A 21,000-nucleotide genomic window follows, 5' to 3' on the forward strand; every position below is an offset into this window, starting at 1 on the left:
TGATTCAGGGTTGTGTTTATTAAAGAGGATGAGTGTCGATGAGAATGCTGCTGGCCGGTAGTGCGCGGTGGTCGAACTCGCCACAGTGCCGTCATGCGCGCTGTGGAGCAACGATGGGGGCTGACGCAGGCGCAGGGATGTTGCAATGAGCGGTACTGCCGCTGAACCAACACCAGCGCCTGCCCAACCGCGTGCCGCGGATGACTTGACGGGGTGGGTGGATGCGCTGGTGCGCGTGGCCAATCACTATCGGTTGGACTGCTCGCCTGAATCCATCCGTGTCGCTGCGGCATGGGGCAGCACAAACGGGCGGGGCCAGGCTGCACTGGAGGCGATGGTCTCGCAACTTGCGCGCCAGGTTGGCCTTGCAGTGCGTTGGGTCAAGCCTGATGTTGCGCGCATATCCGCCTGGCGTTTGCCGCTGGTCGTCCAACTCGATGATGGTCAGGTCGGCGTCATCACGGCCGTGACGGCCGAAGGCCTTACGGTTGAGCTGGGTGGCGACGCCGGTTTGCCGACAAGCCTGAGCGCGGGCAGCCTGCAGGGGCGGCTGTCGCGCATGGCGGTCCTGCGTCCGGCTCGCGCGCAGCCTGACAGTCGGGTCGATGACTACATTCGTCCGTTCGAGGCGGGATGGATGAAGCGTCTGGTCCTGGCCGACTGGCGACCGTACTGGCACATTCTGCTGGCATCGCTGGTCTACAACGTGCTGGGCCTGGCGGGCATTCTGTTTTCCATGCAGGTCTATGACAGGGTGGTCCCGGCGCAATCGATGCCCACGCTGTATGTGCTGTTCGGCGGGGTCATGCTGGCGATGGTCTTTGCCTTCATCATGCGTCAGGCACGCACGCAGATTACCGATGTACTGGGTAAACGCGCCGACCTGCGCATTTCCGACAGGGTATTCGGTCATGCGTTGCGGGTGCGCAATACGGCGCGGCCACGGGCGACGGGAACCTTCATCTCCCAGTTGCGCGAACTGGAGTCTGTGCGCGACATGCTGACATCGACCACCATCGCGGCGATTGCGGACGTTCCGTTCTTTCTGTTGTTCTGCGTGTTGTTTGCCTACGTGGCAGGTCCGCTGGTGTGGATTCCCATCGTGGCGGTCGTGGTCATGCTGATACCGGGGCTGCTGGCGCAGCGAAAGCTGCGCGCGCTTGCCCAGGAGGGGATGCGCGAATCGTCGCTGCGCAATGCCATGCTGGTGGAGGCGGTGCAGGGATTAGAAGATATCAAGCTGCTACAGGCTGAACCGCGGTTTCAGAATCACTGGAACCATTGCAACGAAGTCAATGCCGACATCGGCATGAAGTTGCGCGAGTTGGTCGGCTGGCTCAACAACTGGACGCAGACGGTGCAGACTGCGGTGTTCGCGGTGGTGATCTTCTTTGGCGCCCCCCTTGTCATGCAGGCGGAAATGACCACGGGCGTGCTCGTGGCGGCATCCATGCTTTCTTCGCGGATGCTGGCGCCTCTGGCAAGCCTTACCCAGCTGCTGGGACGCTGGCAGCAGGCCCGGGTGGGCAAGGAGGCGCTGGATAATCTGCTGAAGTTGCCGGTGGACAATCCCGAGCATGAGCGGCGCATTCATCGCCCTGTGCTGCATGGCGCGTATGAATTTCGCAAGGCCGTGTTCGGTCACGACGGTCAGAATCCGGTGCTGCAGGTTCATGCCTTGAAGATCACCCCCGGAGAGCGAATCGCCATTCTGGGACGCAATGGTGCGGGCAAGTCGACCTTGCTGAAGGCGCTTTCCGGCCTGCTGGAGCCGCTATCCGGCGAGGTGCTGCTTGACGATGTTGCGCTGCGCCACATCGATCCCGCCGATGTGCGTCGGGACATGGGGCTGCTTTCGCAGGAAGCGCGGCTGTTTCATGGCACGCTGAGAGAAAACCTGATGCTGGGGGCGCCAACAGCCACCGATGAGGCGCTCATCGCTGCGCTGAAAGCAACCGGTGCCTGGAGTTTCGTGCAACGCTCCCCGGAGGGGCTCAACCGGATGGTGCAGGAAGGTGGCCTTGGCCTGTCCGGAGGGCAGCGGCAAAGCCTGTTGCTGGCGCGCGCGTTGGTGCGCCAACCACGCATTCTGCTGCTCGATGAGCCAAGCGCTGCACTCGATGATTCTGCCGAACAACATCTGATTGAGACGCTGGCCGCACTGCCGCAGCACACCACCATGGTTATTGCCACCCACCGCATGGCAATGCTGCAGTTGGTGCAGCGCGCGATCGTGGTGGACAATGGCCGGGTGCTGTTGGACGGCCCTCGCGAAGAGGTATTGCAACGGTTGCGTCAGGTTGCGACCCAGGGAGCAGACAAGTCTTCCCAGGATAAGTCGGTAGTTAATGTGAAGGCGAAAACGGCAGGTGAGGTGCGGACATGACCAGGCGCACTGACGATGTTTTTGACCTGGATGAGGTAAGCGCCAGCGGTTCATCGAAGGTGGTTGTCTGGATCAGCGTTTTCCTTCTGGCATTCCTGATCTGGGCCATTACGTTTGAGGTGGATGAGGTCTCCAGCGGCAGCGGACAAGTGATTCCCACATCGCGTGAACAAGTCATCCAGTCGCTGGAAGGCGGCATATTGGCCGAGCTTCATGTGGCAGAGGGAGACATCGTCGAGAAAGACCAGGTGCTCGCTCAGCTGGATCCGACCAGAAGTGAATCCAGCGTCGAGGAGACGGCGGCGAAATACCGCGCGGCGCTGGCCAGTGCCGCCAGGCTGCAGGCGGAAGTGGAGGGGCGCGATCAGTTGGAATTTCCGCAGGAGTTGGCTAGCCATCCTGACCTGATTGATGCGGAACGGGCGCTGTTCGAGTCCCGAAGGGCTAGTCTGGCCGAATCGCTCAACGGCCTGCAACGTTCGCTGGCATTGGTCAATCGTGAGTTGACGATAACGGAGTCCTTGGTGACGTCGGGTGCAGCCAGCAATGTGGAGTTGTTGCGCCTTCAGCGGCAGCGTTCAGAGTTGCAGCTCAAGATTGCCGAGGTCCGGTCGGAATACATGGTACGCAGCCGTGAGGAGCTGGCCAAGGCCAATGCGGAGGTGGAGTCCCTGTCTTCAGTAATGCGAGGGCGCGCCGATTCGCTGACACGGATGACTTTGCGTTCACCGGTGCGAGGGGTGGTCAAGGACATTGAGGTGACGACCATTGGTGGTGTCGTGCCACCCAACGGAAATCTAATGGTGATTGTTCCCCTGGAAGATCAATTGTTGATTGAGGCGAGAATTTCTCCAAGAGATATTGCATTCATTCATCCAGGTCAGGATGCGGTGATAAAGGTGACGGCATACGATTATGCAATTTATGGGGGATTGCAGGGAAAGGTGGTGACGATTTCTCCGGATACAATTCGCGATGAGGTGGACCCAAAGATTGTGTACTATCGAATTTACATTCGCACGGACAAGGATGTCCTGGTAAATAAAGAGGGTGCTGAATTTCCCATTGTTCCTGGAATGGTTGCGACTGCAGAGATAAAGACCGGAAGCAAGACTATATGGCAGTATCTGGTCAAGCCGATGAATCGTGCGCAGGAGGCGCTTCGAGAGCGCTGAATCAAGGTAATACGTTCATTTTTTTTGAGAGATTGAGGTTGAAATGATGAAAAATAAATTTTTAGCAGGTCTTGTGACAGTTGCACTGTGGAGCTCCTGCTTGGCGAATGGTGCGGAAAATCAGTCTGCGAGTCAGGTCAATCCGCATGGCCTTGTCTATAGTGACGTTGTTATGACATGGCCTGATTTTTCAGAGCCGTTTCAGCGCGATGGCGTGGTCTTGCCACCGGAGCAGATTCTTCAGGTCAAGCGCGGGGTTCATGCGCAGGATGTGCGTGCGCTGCTTGGTGAGCCGCTGTCAGTGGGTACTGGGGCCCTAGGCACCGAATGGGATTACAACCTGAAACTGGACCTGGCGGACGAGGATTACATCGTGTGTCAGTACAAGGTGGTGTTCGAGGACGAATCCATGACCGTCAAGGATACGGTATGGCGTCGCTATCAGTGCAAGCTCGCCATGGAGACGGTGAAGGTGGAGCCTGCGCCGGTGCAGGAGCCGAAAACCATCGAGCTTTCCGGGGACTTTCTGTTCGATTTTGATGATGCCTCGCTCGCTCAGCAGGGATTTGAAGTTCTGAACAAATTGGCGATAGATATTTTGGCCACTGGACCGAGCAATGTTACCGTTGTGGGTCACACTGACCGCTTGGGCAGCAGACAATACAATCAGCAGCTTTCTGAGCGTAGGGCACACGCGGTGGCAAATTACTTGACTGAGCGAGGAGTCCCGGCGGAATGGATCCGCAGCTATGGAAGAGGCATGGACGAACAGGTGAAGGCGTGTGAGGGTGATCGCATCACGCCCGCGTTGCGGGAGTGTCTGCGACCTAATCGTCGAGTCTCCATTACGGTGGAACCACTTCGCTAACTATGGACCCCCTGCAGAAGCTTGGCGACGGATTCCTCGTTCACCGCATTTCGCCCGGTTACGGTCAATGCGGCGCATTGGAATAAAAAGTCTTTAACCTTCTCAAAAACCTGGGCGAGATCGGCGCTTGCCAATAAGCGAGGGTTTGGGACCTGAGCCGCCTATACATTGCTGGTGGGCTTTTCTGGTGGCGGTGCAACGACGTTTCTGCATCTTTCGAGGGATGTGGCTGTGGCAAGAGTGAAGCTGGTTATGGGGAAGTTTTTCGAGGGGAGTGGGCGATTGCGCAACAGATTTCTGTCATTGGTGGCGGTAGCTGCTTGGTCTCCAGTTGTAATTGCGCAGCAAGTCGATGGGCAGCAGTCTTCCGTCGAGCCGGTTCTCGGGATGCGGGCGGCCGTGGAAGATGCGATCCTGACGCATCCGCTGCTTCGCTCCGCGCGTGGCGCGTTGCTGCAGGCGCAAGAGGGGGTGGCGCAGGCCCAGGCGGGCTATTACCCTCAGATTCGTGGCGGAATCAACAGCTCCTTCAGAGGATACGACAGTGACGGTTATGGCAGTCGGGATACGTATCAGGCTTCGGTCTCGGCCACGCAAGTTCTGTATGACTTTGGCAAGGTGCGCGGCGAAGTCGCCGATGCGCAGGCGCGGCGCGACGCGGCGCGCGCAGAGTTGTTTTTGACGTTGGACGATCTCGTCCGCCGTACCGCGCAAGCCTGGATCGAGGTTCATCGTCAGCAGGCTTTGGCGCTTGTTGCTGAGCAACAACTTGCGCAAATGACGCGTCTCGCGGACCTGGTGGCCGAGCGGGAAGCCAGCGGTGCTAGCCCGCGCTCCGATCGCGTCCAGTCGCAAGCGCGAGTGGAGCAGGCGAAAGTGGAGCTGGTCACCGTGCAGGCAAGGATTCGCCAGTGGCGTAATGCGTTGCAGCACTTGACCGGGCATGAACGTCTGCCCGATATTGCGGGAGATCCGCCAGCCGCTTTGGCTGTTGCCTGTGCGCGGGTGTTTGGCGACGATGGCGCCGTGTCGCTCATGGTTGAATCGGATATGCAAGCTGCGCCAGCAATGTTGGCTGCCGAGGCGAGACTTGTGTCGGCGCGCGCGGTGCTGGACCAGGCGCGGGCCCAGCTGCTTCCTACTTTGTCTGTAGAGGCTGATGTGAGCCAGGGCTTGACCTCCGGGTCACGGCGTAATGGGCGCAGTGGCCCCGAGGCATCAGTGGGGGTCAGTTTCTCGGCCCCTATTTACGAAGGGGGGAGAAATCAATCGCGCCAGCGTGCGGCAGAGCACGCGCTAGCGGCAGCCAGTGCGGCAGTGGAACAGGTTCGCTTGGACGTTTCGCAGAGTTTGCAAAGTGCTGCGGTGCAATGGTATGAACACAGTCAGCGGGCGCGTGTACAGGAGCAACGGATAACCAGTCTGGAATCTACGCGAGAGCTGTATCGCCAGCAGTATTTGCAGCTAGGCACACGCACATTGCTGGATTTGCTGAATGCTGAGCAGGAGTACCATGGCGCGCGCAGTGCCGCAGTTGAGAGCCAGCACGAAATCTATTTGCAGTCTTTGGAGTGCCTGTACCAGACAGGTCAGTTGCGTGAGACCTTCGGCCTGCAGGACCTGGCGGCAGATGTGGCCAGACTGGCCGAATCGCATTGAGGCGCCATGCACGGGCAGGTGCTTGTTGATCGGTCTCTGTCCGATACGCTGCGCCAGCTGCATCAGCTCCGCGCGAGGATGTTCGCCAGCTTGGCGTAGCGCTGCTGCTGATGAGGATGCTGGAATTGCAGCCCTTGTTGTACGCACGAAGGAGCGATCACAAAGACCCAATTTGTGTAGAAGGATGTTGGCGACGTTGTAGAGATGTCGTGACCTGTTCCATCCCGCTTCGCATCAATGCTCAACGATCAATGTGCCCCAATGGCCGCTCCGGCGCGATCACGTCCCGCACGCGCTGCTTGAGTGCCTTGACGTCGGGAAAACCGCCATCGCGCTGGCGATCCCAAATCAGCTGCCCGTTGCAATGGATCTGGAAGATGCCACCCGTGTCCGGTATCAGGGCGACCTCCCCGAGGTCGGTGCCGAACGTTGAGAGCAGCTCCTGCGCCATCCAACCCGAACGCAGCAGCCATTGGCACAGGGTGCAGTAGCGGATGGTGATGCGGGGTCCTGCGGCGATTGGGGCAGCCGCGTTGTCTACAGGAGCCGTCATGTAGCCTCTCCCACCGTCAGTTCATGCCGTGCTTGGTGATCCTGCCCCAGCAATGCGACCAGCTGTGGCAGCGCTGCCTCCAGCTGCGGCTTGAGTGTATAGGGTGGGTTGACCACGGTGACGCCACTGGCCACCAGGCCGGTGCGCTGGGGTTTTTCGCCGGGGATGCGGACGCCAGTCGTGCTGCCGCTGCGGACCGCAAGCGTCGCCTGCAGCCAGCCGCGCCCGGCCTGGCGCGCCAGGGCCTTGAGGCGGCGTGGCAGTTCGTGCGCTTCCGGCCTGGCAATGATGGGATACCAGATGATGTAGGTGCCGGTGACGAACTTGCGCAGCGCGTCGCCCAGCCACCGGGCGGCCTGTGCGTAGTCACTCTTGATCTCATAGCTGGGATCGCACAGCACCAGCGCACGCCGTGAGGGCGGAGGCAGCAGGCGCAGGCTGCCAGCCCAACCATCCTCATGCCAGACGCGCACGCGACGCTGGTGTGGTCCCTGCTGCAGATTGCCCTGCAGCGCGCGCATGTCGGCAGGCTGCAGCTCAAAGGCATGCAAGCTATCTTGCGCACGCATCGCTGCCTGCAACAACGCGGGTGAGCCTGGATAGATGCGAGGAGATTTGCCGCTGGCGACGGCCAGTTCGTTGAACTGCGCGATCTGCGTCAAATAGCGTTGCAGCGCTTCGGGCACGGCCTGCGTGCTGGCATCGGCGCCAGAAGCCGTCAGCAGCGGCCATAACCGTGCGATGCCACTGTCGCTTTCATTGCTGGTCTGTGCAAAATCACCATCGAGACGATAAAGGCCGCAGCCCGCGTGCGTGTCGATGAGCGAAAGTGCCGTGTCCTTTTGCGTAAGGTGGGCAAGCGTAGCGAGCAGCGTGATGTGCTTGAGCACATCGGCATGGTTGCCTGCGTGAAAGGCGTGTCGGTAACTGAACATGATGGCGGCATTATCGCTGCAACGGTATGCCGGCATTACCGAGGTCGCGTGTTGTCCCAGGGGAGCCTCGCCTCGCTCCTTGAGCGCGGGGCGCGTTGCGCCAGCGGCCTCATCCGTGATTCCCGATGGATGTATCTTGTTCGAGTCTGCACTGCACGCTAACAATGCAACGGCATCCCTCAGTGCTTGAGGTGATCCATCCATCCGTTACGGCAGTGCCTGGCTCCGTATCGCTTATGGGGCCAGATTGCGCAGGGGTATGCAGTGATGGCTCCTTCTTCGCAGTATGGACCGGCTTCTCAGATGCCCATTGCCTGGCCATTTCCGGGCAGGCTCAGGAACTGAAACCCCAACCTGAGCAGATAGGCAGGACGGCTGAAAAGAAAAAAGCACCCTTAAGGGTGCGATTTCACTGGCGATCTGGCGGAGAGGGCGGGATTCGAACCCGCGGTAGGCTATTAACCTACACACGCTTTCCAGGCGTGCGACTTAAACCGCTCATCCACCTCTCCGGAAACCGCGCATTCTATCTTGTTTTGGCGGCATGCACGACAAGATTGCATGAAATCGCTACAGGGCGTGGCTGACGAGGCGGAACTCGGGGTCTTCGGGATAGGGTTTGATCGTGAAGCCGAGGTGGCGCATCAGGCGCAGCATGCCATCGTTGTTGGTCAGCACCAGGCCGACGATCTCCTGCAATCCGCGTTCCCGTGCAATGTCCATGATGCAGTGCATCATGCGCGAGCCCAGTCCTTGCCCGGTGAATTCGTCGTCGACAACGAGTGAGAACTCGCAGCTGCTCTGGTCAGGGTTGGTGATGTAGCGCGAGACGGCAATGATGCGCTCGCGCTCCCTGCGCTGGCCTTGCTCGTCAGTATATTCCTCATCGATGACCGCACACAGAGCCATTTCGCGGTCGTAATCGATCAGCGTGAACTGCGCCAACATGGAGGGCGGCAGCTCCGACATGCGCGAGACGAAGCGAAAGTAACGGCTTTCGGGCTTGAGGCGTCTGACCAGTGCCTGCAGTGCCTGCGCATCGTCGGGGTGGATGGGGCGCACCCGGTAGTCGCCGCCGCCGCGCAATGGCCACAGCTGCTCGTAACGCGCCGGATAGGGCAGGATGGCCAAGTGGCTGTATTGGCCGGAACGACCCGGAGATGCCTGCACCGCCTGGCCGACGACCACGCGGGCGTCGACCGCGACCACGCCATCTGCGTCGATGATGATGGGGTTGATGTCCATCTCGCGCAGTTGCGGCAGCTCGCAGACCATTTCCGAGACGCGCAGCAGCACGCGCTCCAGCGCTGCCTGGTCTACGGCAGGGGCGCCGCGCCACTCGCCAAGGGTTTCATGCACGCGTGAGCGTTCGATCAATCGGCGCGCCAGGAACTGATTCAGTGGCGGCAGCTCCATGGCATGGTCACCGATCAGCTCGATCATGGTGCCTCCGGCACCGAACGCAATGACGGGACCAAACGGCGCATCCGTGACGACGCCAACGTACAGCTCCCGTCCCTGGTTCTTGCGGGCCATGGTCTGCACGGTAACGCCGTTGATGCGCGCCTGTGGTCGCTTCTGCCGCACCGTGGCGATCATGTCGTTGTAGACGTCGCGCACGACGGTGGCATTCATGATGTTCAGGGCCACGCCGCCGACGTCGGATTTGTGCGCGATGTCGGGTGAGTCGATCTTGAGCGCTACAGGGAAACCCAGTTGCGAGGCAATCATCATCGCTTCTGTGGGGGTGCGCGCAAGCAGGGTCTGCGTGACAGGAATGTGAAACGAGGCCAGTAGTGCCTTGGACTCCATTTCCGTGAGTGCGTTACGGCGCTCGGCCAGTACCCCTTCGATCAGCAGCCGCGCTCCTTCCACATCCGGCGCGGCCAGGCTGGACAGCGGCGGCGGCGTTTGCTGCAGCAGCTGCTGATTCTGGTAGAACGAGGCGATGTTGGAGAAGGCACCGACGGCTGCTTCCGGGGTGCGAAAGCTCGGAATCTGGGCCTGCACCAGCACTTTTCTTGCCGCGCCAACGCTGGCTTCGCCCATCCAGCAGGCCACCAGTGGTTTCTTCAGTTTCGGACGAACCTCTGCGAGCTGCTGCGCGATGGCCGAGGGATCGCCCCCGAACTTGGGAGAGTAGATCACTAGAATTCCGTCGATCTGCCGGTCCTGTGCAGCAGCATCCAGTGCGGCACGAAAGTCAGCGGGGCCAGCTTCCTCGGAAATGTCGATCAGATCGGTCAGCGAGGCATTGGCAGGAAGCTGGTCCTGCAGCGCGCGCGCGGCGTCGGCAGAAAGTACGCCGAGTTCCAGGCCGATTTCGCTGATCCAGTCGGCAGCAAGCACGCCCGGCCCACCGCCATTGCTGATGATGCCAAGGCGCCGTCCGACCGGACGATAGCGCGAAGCCAGGCACTTGGCCGCAGAGAACAGCTCTACGAATGAGCGCACGCGTACAGCACCGGCGCGGCGCAGCACGGCATCGAACACCTCGTCGCTGCCGACGATGGCGCCGGAATGGGTCTGCGCTGCGGCGTTCCCCGCCGACTTGCGCCCCGACTTGAGCACGATCACGGGTTTGGAAAATGCCGCTGCGCGCAGGGCGCTTGTGAAGCGTCTGGCATTGGCGATGCCTTCCATGTAGACGACGATACCGTGCGTGCGCCGGTCGGCGGAGAGAAAGTCCAGCGCATGCGAGAGTGTCACCTGTGAGTGCGGCCCCACGGCAATCACCGAGGAGAACCCCACACTGTGCGCACTGGCCCAGTCCAGAATGGACGCGGTCAACGCCCCTGATTGGCATACCAGCGCAAGCTGTCCCTGCGTGGCGAGTGCACCGGCGGCGCTGGCATTGAGCTGCAGGTGCGGGCGCTGTAGGCCCTGGCTGTTGGGCCCAAGCAACCAGAACCCCAGCCGCTTGGCGATGGCATGCATCTGCGCTGCCTGCGCCGCGTCGATACCGGAGGACAAGACCAGCGCCGCCCTGACCTTGATGCGGCCAGCCAGCTCCAGTGCCGCCAGCACTTGTTCGACCGAGGGGAGGGCGATGATGGCCAGATCGGCCTTGGTATGCGCAAGATCGGCCAGTGTACCGCTGGTGGTGGTGTCCAGCGGCACTACACGTCCCTTGTAAGGTTGCGCATGCAGATGGGCCAGCAACGCGCGTGCCTGCGGCGTTAACCCATCAGGATCATCGGCCGGCCCCGTGAAAAGAACGATGGACTGTGGATCGAAAAGCGGGCTGAGGTAATGCTGGTCCATGGCGGGAGGGTGCCGGCAGGCACGCAAGTCACAGGTGCGTGTATTCTGAGGGTTCGGGCGTCACACGGTATGGCGACCGTAGTCTTTTGTGCACTATTGCGGTGCCTGCGGCAAATCGCGGTATGGTTGCGGTTTCAGGGCAGACAATCGACTGCGGCGGCGAGGCTGGCGCAGCAATCGTGCGTATCCCAGTGAAAAGGCCCCGCAGGGCGTGTGCCGAGCGGGGCCGTTGCTGGCAATGATGCTGCGATCAGGCCAGCGCGTCTATCACGGCATTGAAGGTACTACTCGGGCGCATGACCTTCTCGAGCTTCTCGGGGTCAGGCAGGTAGTAGCCGCCGATATCGACCGGCTTGCCCTGCACGACGGTGAGCTCTTCGACAATCTTCTGTTCGTTCTCGGCCAGCTGCTTGGCAATCGGGGCGAATCGGGCCGCCAGCTCCGGATCCTGCGTTTGTTGCGCCAGCGCTTGTGCCCAGTACAGCGCGACGTAGAACTGGCTGCCGCGGTTGTCCAATTCGCCGGTGCGGCGCGACGGCGACTTGTTTTCCTCAAGCAGGCGGCCGGTCGCCTCGTCGAGAGTCTTGGCCAGGATCTTGGCTCGCTCGTTGTTGTTCTTGATGCCAAGCTCCTCCAGCGAAACCGCCAGTGCGAGGAATTCGCCCAGTGAATCCCAGCGCAGGTGGTTTTCCTCCACGAGCTGCTGCACGTGCTTGGGCGCGGAGCCTCCGGCGCCAGTCTCGTACAGGCCGCCGCCCTTCATCAGCGGCACGATGGAGAGCATCTTGGCGGACGTGCCGAGCTCGAGGATCGGGAACAAGTCCGTGAGGTAGTCGCGCAGAATGTTGCCCGTCACGGAGATCGTGTCGAGACCGCGTGCCACGCGCTCGAGGGTGTAGCGCATGGCCCGGACCTGACTCATGATGTGGATTTCCAGGCCTTCGGTGTCGTGGTCCTTGAGGTAGGTCCGCACCTTCTTGATCAGTTCGGCCTCGTGCGGGCGGTACTGGTCCAGCCAGAAGACGGCCGGCATGCCGGACTGGCGCGCGCGCGTGACAGCCAGCTTGACCCAGTCACGGATCGGGGCGTCCTTGACCTGGCACATGCGCCAGATATCGCCTTGCTCGACGTTCTGGCTCATCAGCACTTCGCCGGTGGCCAGATCGGTGATGTTGGCGACGCCATCTTCAGGAATTTCGAAGGTCTTGTCGTGCGAGCCATATTCCTCGGCCTTCTGCGCCATCAGCCCGACATTGGGCACCGTGCCCATGGTGCGGGGATCGAAGTTGCCATGCCACTTGCAGAAGTTGATCATCTCCTGGTAGATGCGGGCGAAGGTCGACTCTGGCATCACGGCCTTGCAGTCGTAGGGCTTGCCGTCGGCGCCCCACATCTTGCCGCCAGCGCGGATCATCGCTGGCATGGAGGCGTCGACAATCACGTCATTGGGTGAGTGGAAGTTGGTGATGCCCTTGGCCGAGTCGACCATGGCCAGCGGTGGGCGGTTTTCCTGGCACTTGTGCAGATCGCGCTCGATTTCCTCGCGCAGGGAATTGGGCAGGGTGGCTATTTTTGCGTACAGGTCCGCCATGCCGTTGTTGACGTTCACGCCCAGCTCATCGAACAGCTTGCCATGCTTCTCGAACGCTTCCTTGTAGAAGATCTTGACGCAGTGGCCGAAGACGATGGGGTGCGAGACCTTCATCATCGTCGCCTTGACGTGCAGTGAGAACAGGATGCCCGCTTCCTTGCAGTCCTCGATTTCCTTTTCGTAAAACGCGCACAGAGCTTTCTTGCTCATGAACATCGAATCGATGATCTCGCCGTCCTGCAGCGCCACCTTGGGCTTGAGCACGATGGTCTTGCCGCTCTTGGTGAGCAGCTCCATCTTGACATCACGGGCGCGATCCAGCGTCATGGATTTTTCGCCATGGTAGAAATCGCCCTCGTGCATGTGCGAGACGTGCGTCTGCGACCACTGCTTCCACTCGCCCATGGAGTGGGGGTGCTTGCGGGCGTAGTTCTTCACGGCTGCTGGCGCACGTCGGTCGGAATTGCCTTCGCGCAGCACCGGATTGACGGCCGAGCCCAGCACGCGGGAGTACCGTTCGCGGATTTCCTTTTCTTCTTCCGTTGTCGGATTTTCCGGATAGTCCGGCAGCGCGTAACCCTTGTCCTGAAGCTCCTTGATGGCAGCGTGCAACTGACCGACGGAGGCGCTGATATTGGGCAGCTTGATGATGTTGGCGTCAGGCTGCTGCGTCAGCTGCCCCAGCTCGGCCAGCGTGTTGGGCACGCGCTGCTGCGGTGGCAGGCGGTCGGAGAACTCGGCAAGAATGCGAGCGGCCAGAGAGATGTCGCTGGCCTCGACCTGGATACCGGCCGAGGATGCGAAGCTGCGCACGATTGACAGGAAAGCGGCCGTGGCCAGGCGCGGGGCCTCATCGGTCAATGTGTAGACGATGGTGGGATTTTGCTTGCTCATCTGGTCCTTCGATTGGGTTGGAGAAACGGCCAGGCAGCAGTGAAAAGCATTGAGCCCGGCACCAAATTCCGCATTGCTGGTGCATGCGCCGGCGCGCTTCGTTGTCTCCGATGCAATCCGTGCAACGCTTTGCCACAATACGAAAAAAATGCGACGGCTATTGTCGCCGGTTTTCAAGTCTTATACAAGACTTGCCCGCCAACGTTGAGGGTTTGCGTGGAGTCAATGCCCGGCGGACGCACGCGCATCGCGCAACCGCCGAGCAGGCGTGTCAGATTGCGGCAGAGCGGGCCGGTAGCTGCGCACTCAGCGGCCTCTGCATTGAACACTGCAGATGTGGGGATGTGTAAGTACGAGCGCGCAAATCAAGCAAGAGCCGTAACCGCTGCGCGCGGCAACGATTCAATCGCCCAAACGTTGGCGCAGCGCCTCGAACAGGCACACGCCACTGGCCACCGATACGTTCAGGCTCTCCACCGCCCCCTGCATGGGGATGCGCACCAACGCATCGCAGGTCTTGCGCGTGAGCTGGCGCATGCCTGCACCTTCGGCGCCCAGCACCAGTGCAGTAGGCCCCTTCAGGTCGGTCTGGTAGAGCGTGGCGGGCGCGTCCTCAGCCGTGCCGATGATCCAGACGTTGCGCTCCTTGAGTTCGTTGAGTGTCCGCGCCAGGTTGGTCACCATGAAATACGGCACGGTGTCGGCGGCGCCGCTGGCCACCTTGGCCACGGTCGCATTGATGCCGGCGGCATGGTCCTTGGGGGCAATCACCGCATGTGCACCGGCGCCATCGGCCACCCGCAGGCAGGCGCCGAGGTTGTGGGGGTCGGTCACGCCATCAAGCACCAGCAGCAGTGCAGGAGTGCCACTCGCTTCCAGCTGCTCAAGCAGGGCGTCCAGCGACTGGGCGTGTTGCACTGCCTGCACACGGGCGGCCACGCCCTGGTGCCCGTGAGTGCCGGCAAGCTTGGCAATCCGCATCGCGTCGGCCTCGATCAGCCGCACACCCGCTTCTTTGGCGCGGACGAGAAACTGCTTCATGCGCGCGTCACGCCGCGACGCGTCAAACAGCACCTCGACAATCGACTCGGGAGCCGTTTTGAGGCGGACAGTAACGGCGTGGAAGCCAAACAGAACTTTGGGAGCGGACATACAAGCGAGATGCGGCGGTTGCGCGAGAAAGGGAAAGACCACAGATTATCCGCGCATGAAGGCACGCGCTGGCACGCGAGGCGGCCTGCGCGCGCAACCTTCTCTAAAATGCCGACTTTGCCGCCACGCTCGGCCTGGCCGCTGCACGACGGTGCGTGGCGCCAAGCCGGCAAGCCGCCAACCCCCAACTTCTGGACTTGTTGTGTCTTTGTCTGTCAATTTGCTGGAGGGCGGCGCAGCCCTCAGCGCATTCCGCTCCCAGAAACTCCTGCCCAGCCTGCAGGCCATCCACTCCAAGATTGAATCCGTCGAGGCCCGCACGCTGTATCTGGTGGGTCTGAGGCAGGCCGATGAGAGCCTGCTGCAGCGTGTAGCCAGACTGCTGGATGCCAGGCCGGCCGAGGGATCCGAGCGCGAGCACGCAATGGCCGTCTGGGTCGTCACGCCGCGCGTGGGCACCGTCAGCCCCTGGGCGTCGAAGGCGACCAATATCGCGCACAACTGTGGCTTGCCGGTGCATCGCATCGAGCGTGCCGTGGAGTACCAAGTGCGGTTGAAGAAGGGCTTGCTTGGAAAGACAGAACCGCTCGACCACACGCATTGGCAACAGATTGCCGCCTTGCTGCACGACCGGATGACCGAATCGGTGCTGGCCGATCGCACCCAGCTGGGCGCGCTGTTCGAGAGCGTGCCGGCGGGTACGCTGGAGACCGTGGACGTGCTGGGTGCTGGCCGCAGCGCGCTGGAGGCGGCCAACCGCCAGTGGGGCCTGGCGCTGGCCGATGACGAGATCGACTATCTTGTGAACGCGTTCACGCAGCTGCAGCGCAACCCCACCGACGTGGAGCTGATGATGTTCGCGCAGGCCAACAGCGAGCATTGCCGCCACAAGATCTTCAATGCGGACTTCACCATTGATGGCGTGGCGCAGCAGCACAGCCTGTTTGCCATGATCCGCAACACCCACCAGCGCGCTCCGCAGCACACGGTGGTGGCGTATGCCGACAATGCGTCGGTCATGGAAGGCCACGTCCTTGAGCGGTTTGTCGCCCGCGCTGACGACGCAACGCAGCCGCGGCACTACGTACGCGAGTCGGCCCGGCACGATGTGCTGATGAAGGTCGAGACGCACAACCACCCGACGGCGATCTCGCCGTTTCCCGGCGCCGCAACCGGGGCTGGAGGTGAGATCCGCGACGAGGGTGCCACCGGCCGGGGCGCCAGACCCAAGGCCGCGCTGACGGGGTTTACCGTCTCCAAGCTTTGGGCCGGCCTCTGCGACCAGCCCGGTGGCAAGCCTGCACACATTGCCAGTCCGTTGCAGATCATGACCGAAGGCCCGCTGGGTGGTGCCGCGTTCAACAACGAGTTCGGCCGCCCCAATCTGGTGGGCTATTTCCGCGAATACGAGCAGGAAGTCGCAGGCGTGCAGCGCGGCTTTCACAAGCCCATCATGATTGCCGGTGGCGTCGGGCAGATCGATGCCACGCAGGTCAAGAAAATCCAGTTTCCGGCTGGCACGCTGCTGGTGCAGCTGGGCGGCCCGGGCATGCGCATAGGCATGGGTGGTGGGGCCGCCTCGTCACTGGCGACCGGTGCCAATGCGGCGGATCTGGACTTCGATTCCGTGCAGCGCGGCAACCCCGAGATCGAACGCCGCGCGCAGGAAGTCATCAACCAGTGCTGGCAGCTGGGCGAGGCCAACCCCATCCTGGCCATTCATGATGTTGGGGCAGGGGGCCTGTCCAACGCCTTTCCCGAACTGGTCAACGATGCCGGGCGGGGCGCGCGCTTTGACCTGCGCCAGGTGCCACTGGAGGAGTCGGGCCTGTCGCCGCGCGAGATCTGGAGCAACGAGAGCCAGGAGCGCTACGTCATGGCGATTGCGCCAGAGGCGCTGGAGCGCTTTGCGGCGTTGTGCGAGCGCGAGCGCTGCCCGTTTGCGGTGGTCGGCGTGACCACTGAGGATCGCCACCTCAAGGTCGTCGACGAGCCGGGCAAGGCGCCCTGCGAGCCGGTGGACATGCCGATGGACGTGCTGCTGGGCAAACCACCGAAGATGCACCGCGACGTGCAGTCGGTGGCGCGGCCGGTACCGCCGCTGGATGTGACCGGGGTGGATCTGCAGCAGGCCGTCATCGACGTGCTCAGCCATCCGACCGTGGCCAGCAAGCGCTTTCTCATCACCATTGGTGACCGCGCCGTTGGCGGGCTGACGCACCGTGACCAGATGGTCGGCCCCTGGCAAGTGCCGGTGGCCGACGTGGCCGTGACATTGGCGGACTTCAAGGGCCTGGCGGGCGAAGCGATGGCGATGGGCGAGCGCAGCCCCGTTGCCAGCATCAACGCCGCCGCCTCGGGTCGGCTGGCAATTGCCGAGGCCATCACCAACCTGCTGGCCGCGCCCATCGCGCTGCCGCGCGTCAAGCTGTCCGCCAACTGGATGGCCGCCTGCGGCGAGCCGGGGGAAGACGCAGACCTCTACGCAACGGTCAAGGCCGTTGGCATGGAGCTGTGTCCGGCACTGGGCATCTCCATTCCTGTCGGCAAGGACAGCCTGTCCATGCGCACGGTCTGGCAGCATGAGGGGGAGCGCCGTAAGGTCGTATCTCCGGTGACGCTGATCGCCAGCGCCTTCTGCACGCTGGAGGACGTGACCGGCACGCTCACGCCGCAACTCGACGCGCAGGAGCTGGATACCACGCTGATCCTGATCGACCTGGGCAAAGGGCAGATGCGCATGGGGGGCTCCATGCTGGCGCAGGTGCTCGGACAGGCCGGGGGGGCTACACCGGACCTGGATGACCCCCAGGACCTGATTGCGCTGGTCGACGCCGTCAACCAACTGCGCCGCGATGGCAGGCTGCTGGCCTACCACGACCGTAGCGACGGCGGGCTGCTGGCCGCCGTGGCGGAAATGGCTTTTGCCGGCCACGTGGGCGTTGCCCTGAACCTGGATATTCTCATTACCGAAAGCGACGGCATTGCCGACAGCCGCGCCGAATACGGCGATGCGAAGAACTGGGCACAGCAGGTCAGCGCCCGCCGCGAGGAACTGACGCTCAAGGCGCTGTTCAATGAGGAACTCGGCGTGGTGTTGCAGGTGCGCACCAGTGAGCGCAACGCCGTGATGCAGACGCTGCGCGAACATGGCCTGTCCCGCCACAGTCACTTCATTGGCAAGACGCGGCCCCTGCATGCGCCACTGGACGATGGCAAGGGCCAGCTGCAGATCTGGCGCGATACGAAGAAGGTGTTCAGCGCCGACCTGTTCGACCTGTTCCAGGTCTGGGACAGCGTCAGCTGGAAGATCGCGCGCGAGCGTGACAACGCGGACTGCGCCGATCAGGAGCATGCGGCCGCCGGCCGGCTCGACGATCCGGGCCTGCACGTGCGGCTGAGCTTCGATCCCGCCGAGGACGTGGCTGCGCCATTCATAGGCAAGGCCCGCCCCAGGGTCGCGGTGCTGCGTGAGCAAGGTGTCAATTCGCACCTGGAGATGGCCTACGCGTTCAGCGAAGCCGGCTTTGATGCTGTCGACGTGCACATGACGGACCTGCAAAGCGGCCGCGAACGGCTGGCGGATTTCCAGGGGCTGGTCGCCTGCGGGGGCTTCAGCTATGGTGACACGCTGGGCGCAGGTGTGGGCTGGGCGCGCTCGATCACCTTCAATCCGGCATTGCTGGAGCAGTTCCAGCAGTTCTTCGCACGCAGCGACAGCTTTGCCCTTGGGGTGTGCAATGGCTGCCAGATGTTTGCCGAACTGGCATCCATCATCCCCGGCGCCGAAGCCTGGCCGCGCTTTACCACCAACCGCAGCGAGCGCTTCGAAGCGCGCCTGTCGCTGGTGGAAGTGCTCGACTCTCCCAGTCTGTTCCTGCAGGGCATGGCGGGCAGCCGCTTGCCTGTGGTGGTGGCGCACGGCGAGGGCTATGCCAACTTCGCCGGGCAGGGCGATGCGCAGCGGGTTCATGCTGCGATGCGCTACGTCGACCACCATGGACAGCCGACCGAGGCCTATCCCTTCAACCCCAACGGCAGCCCGGGGGGGCTGACGGCCGTTACCACCGCAGATGGGCGCTTCACGGCCATGATGCCGCACCCGGAGCGGGTGTTCCGCAACGTGCAGATGAGCTGGACAGACCTTGCCGCAACCGGCGGACTGGCGGCCAGGAGTCCATGGATGCGCCTGTGGCGCAATGCACGCAGATGGGTGGGTTAACCGTGATGCGCTGATGCGGGCGCAGAGGTGATGATGAAGAAGCTGGGCTTTCTCTCCTTCGGGCACTGGAGCGACGCACCGCACTCGCAGGTGCGCAGCGCTGCCGATGCCTTGCTGCAGTCGATCGAACTCGCGGTGGAGGCCGAGAAGATTGGCCTTGATGGCGCGTACTTTCGCGTCCACCATTTCGCGCGCCAGCTGGCTTCGCCGTTTCCCCTGCTGGCTGCGGTGGGCGCGCGCACCAGCCGTATCGAGATCGGAACGGCCGTGATCGACATGCGCTACGAAAATCCGCTGTACATGGCCGAGGATGCCGGGGCAGCCGATCTGATAGCCAGCGGGCGGTTGCAGTTGGGCATCAGCCGCGGCTCGCCCGAGCAGGTCGTCGACGGCTTTCGCCATTTCGGCTATCACCCCGCCGAGGGCGAGAGCGATGCCGAAATGGGTCGTCGCCACGCCAAGGTGCTGCTGGAGGTGCTGCGCGGTGAGGGGTTTGCGGAGCCGAACCCGACACCGATGTTTCCCAATCCGCCGGGTCTGCTGCGGCTGGAGCCTTTTTCGCCGGGTCTGCGCGCACGCATCTGGTGGGGCGCCGGCTCCAACGCCACGGCCGTCTGGGCGGCGCAGCAGGGCATGCACCTGCAAAGCTCTACCCTCAAGAACGACGAGAGCGGCAAGCCCTTTCACGTGCAGCAGGCCGAGCAAATCCGTCTGTATCGTCAGGCGTGGAAGGACGCAGGCCATGCGCACAGCCCCAGGGTTTCGGTCAGCCGCAGCATCTTTCCCATTCTGACGGAGCAGGACCGCCGCTATTTTGCGCAGGACGCGCACAGCCAGGACCAGCGTGGCTACCTCGACGCCAACACCCGCGCCATCTTTGGCCGCAGCTATGCGGGCGAGCCGGATGTGCTGGCACGCGCACTGGCGGCAGACGAGGCCATTGCCGAGGCTGACACGCTGTTGCTGACGATTCCGAACCAGCTGGGTGTTGCCTACAACCTGCATGTGTTGCAGGCTGTTCTTTCCCACGTTGCGCCGCTTTTGGGCTGGCGCTGATCGGTTTGCATGCGTCAGAAAAACCTGCCCTTTGCGGCACTTGTGATCACGCTTGCGGCGCTGACCGCCTTCGGTCCGGTGGCGACCGACATGTACCTGCCGGGCATGAGCGAGATGGCCAGCCACTTCGGCAGCAGCGCAGGCTATATCCAGTCGACCATTTCGCTGTTCGTGCTGGGGCTGGCATTTGGGCAGCTGATCTATGGTCCTCTGAGCGACCGCTTTGGCCGCCGCATGCCGCTGCTGGCCGGTGTAGCGATCTTTACCTTGGCATCGCTGGGCTGCGCGCTGGCGACGGGGGTGCAGTGGCTGATCGTGCTGCGCTTTGCGCAGGCGGTAGGCGCTGCTGCTGGCATGCTGATCGTGCGCGCCATCGTTAATGACCTGTTCGAACGCACCGAGGTGGCGCGGGTGCTGTCGCTGATGATGATGGTCATGATGGTCGCGCCCATCGTCGCGCCGCTGCTGGGCGGATGGATGCTGCTGGCGCTGGGCTGGCAGAGCATCTTCTGGTTCATGGTGTGCTATGGCCTTGTCTGCGCGGCGCTGGTGCTGTTCGTCGTGCCCGAAAGCCTGCCAGTGCATCGACGCCAGCCATTGAGCTTTGGCGGGCTGTTCGCCACCTATCGGCAACTGACCGTACGCCGGGGATTCATGGTCCCTGCGCTGTGCTGCGGTTTGGCCAGTGGCACCCTGTTTGCCTACATCACGGGCTCGGAATTCGTCTTCACCCAGCTGTACGGGCTCAGCGTTCAGCAGTACAGCACGCTGTTCGCCTGCAATGCCGGTGCACTGGTGCTGAGCAATTTCATGAACCGGCTGCTGCTGCTGCGCTGGCGCGTCGAGCAGGTTTTCAGCACGGCCTTGCTGCTGCAGGCGAGCTTCGCGCTGCTGCTGGTGATGGCTGTTGTGCTGGCATTGCCCATGGCTTTCTTCATCGTGGCGCTGTGGTTGGCGGTGGGCTGCATGGGCCTGATCGGCGCCAATGGCGCTGCCATCGCGATGGGCGCTGCGGGCCAGCATGGTGGCAGTGCTTCGGGACTGTTGGGCGTGACGCAGTTCGGAATCGCATCAATGGTCAGTGCTGCCGTCGCTGCCACACAAAACGGCACGGCCTATCCGCTGGCTCTGACGATCGGCACATGCGCCATCAGCGCTCGCACGCTGTGGTGGCTGGGCCGTCCGTCCGTGCGCTGATACCGCACTCCCGGGGCGGGTGCGTCAGCGGTTGCAGCGCACATCGCA

The 21,000-nt window shown here is 62.4% G+C and carries 12 protein-coding genes and 1 tRNA gene; 7 read left to right on the forward strand and 6 right to left on the reverse strand.

All coding sequences use genetic code 11. The features are described 5' to 3' along the window. Positions 1-145 precede the first annotated feature (145 nt). From AAV94_RS06445 to AAV94_RS06460, 4 genes are all read left to right on the forward strand, one after another. Positions 146-2,386: a type I secretion system permease/ATPase gene (locus tag AAV94_RS06445; protein ID WP_046741514.1), complete on the forward strand. Its 2,241-nt coding sequence runs from the start codon at positions 146-148 to the stop codon at positions 2,384-2,386. Continuing rightward, entirely contained in the window at positions 2,383-3,561 is a 1,179-nt protein-coding gene (locus AAV94_RS06450) for an HlyD family type I secretion periplasmic adaptor subunit (protein ID WP_046741515.1), read from the forward strand. The genes AAV94_RS06445 and AAV94_RS06450 overlap by 4 nt, the downstream gene beginning before the upstream one ends. Positions 3,562-3,604: 43 nt before the next feature. Beyond that, a complete protein-coding gene (locus tag AAV94_RS14375; RefSeq protein ID WP_084824789.1) occupies positions 3,605-4,429 on the forward strand; it encodes an OmpA family protein in 825 nt (274 codons plus the stop codon). A gap of 252 nt (positions 4,430-4,681) precedes the next feature. Further along, a complete protein-coding gene (locus tag AAV94_RS06460) occupies positions 4,682-6,088 on the forward strand; it encodes a TolC family outer membrane protein (protein ID WP_052754947.1) in 1,407 nt (468 codons plus the stop codon). Between the two features lie 241 nt (positions 6,089-6,329). Here AAV94_RS06460 and AAV94_RS06465 read toward each other — a convergent pair whose 3' ends face one another. The 6 genes from AAV94_RS06465 to rlmB all read right to left on the reverse strand — a co-directional run bounded on the left by AAV94_RS06465 (position 6,330) and on the right by rlmB (position 14,477). Continuing rightward, complete coding sequence (locus tag AAV94_RS06465; protein ID WP_084824790.1) at positions 6,330-6,641, reverse strand: SelT/SelW/SelH family protein; 312 nt, start codon at positions 6,639-6,641, stop codon at positions 6,330-6,332. After that, a complete protein-coding gene (locus AAV94_RS06470) occupies positions 6,638-7,576 on the reverse strand; it encodes a 23S rRNA (adenine(2030)-N(6))-methyltransferase RlmJ (protein ID WP_046741517.1) in 939 nt (312 codons plus the stop codon). Before AAV94_RS06470 ends, AAV94_RS06465 begins: the two co-directional genes overlap by 4 nt. A gap of 421 nt (positions 7,577-7,997) precedes the next feature. Beyond that, positions 7,998-8,088, reverse strand: a tRNA-Ser gene (locus AAV94_RS06475). A 58-nt stretch (positions 8,089-8,146) separates the two neighbouring features. Continuing rightward, complete coding sequence (locus AAV94_RS06480) at positions 8,147-10,840, reverse strand: bifunctional acetate--CoA ligase family protein/GNAT family N-acetyltransferase (RefSeq protein ID WP_046741518.1); 2,694 nt, start codon at positions 10,838-10,840, stop codon at positions 8,147-8,149. 250 nt (positions 10,841-11,090) lie between these two features. Next, positions 11,091-13,325: an NADP-dependent isocitrate dehydrogenase gene (locus AAV94_RS06485; RefSeq protein WP_046741595.1), complete on the reverse strand. Its 2,235-nt coding sequence runs from the start codon at positions 13,323-13,325 to the stop codon at positions 11,091-11,093. Between the two features lie 402 nt (positions 13,326-13,727). After that, complete coding sequence (rlmB, locus tag AAV94_RS06490) at positions 13,728-14,477, reverse strand: 23S rRNA (guanosine(2251)-2'-O)-methyltransferase RlmB (RefSeq protein ID WP_046741519.1); 750 nt, start codon at positions 14,475-14,477, stop codon at positions 13,728-13,730. 202 nt (positions 14,478-14,679) lie between these two features. Here rlmB and purL point away from each other — a divergent pair, with 202 nt between their 5' ends. The 3 genes from purL to AAV94_RS06505 are packed head-to-tail and all read left to right on the forward strand — an operon-like array spanning position 14,680 to position 20,952. After that, the gene (gene purL, locus AAV94_RS06495) at positions 14,680-18,699 is read left to right on the forward strand and encodes a phosphoribosylformylglycinamidine synthase (RefSeq protein ID WP_046741520.1); all 4,020 of its coding nucleotides are present in this window, start codon (positions 14,680-14,682) and stop codon (positions 18,697-18,699) included. Positions 18,700-18,729: 30 nt separating this feature from the next. Then, complete coding sequence (locus tag AAV94_RS06500) at positions 18,730-19,755, forward strand: LLM class flavin-dependent oxidoreductase (protein WP_231731275.1); 1,026 nt, start codon at positions 18,730-18,732, stop codon at positions 19,753-19,755. A 9-nt stretch (positions 19,756-19,764) separates the two neighbouring features. Further along, positions 19,765-20,952 carry a Bcr/CflA family multidrug efflux MFS transporter gene (locus AAV94_RS06505; RefSeq protein WP_046741521.1) on the forward strand — a complete coding sequence of 396 codons (1,188 nt, stop codon included), beginning with the start codon at positions 19,765-19,767 and terminating at the stop codon, positions 20,950-20,952. Positions 20,953-21,000: the final 48 nt, after the last annotated feature.

The organism is Lampropedia cohaerens, assembly GCF_001005215.1.
GTDB lineage: Bacteria > Pseudomonadota > Gammaproteobacteria > Burkholderiales > Burkholderiaceae_C > Lampropedia > Lampropedia cohaerens.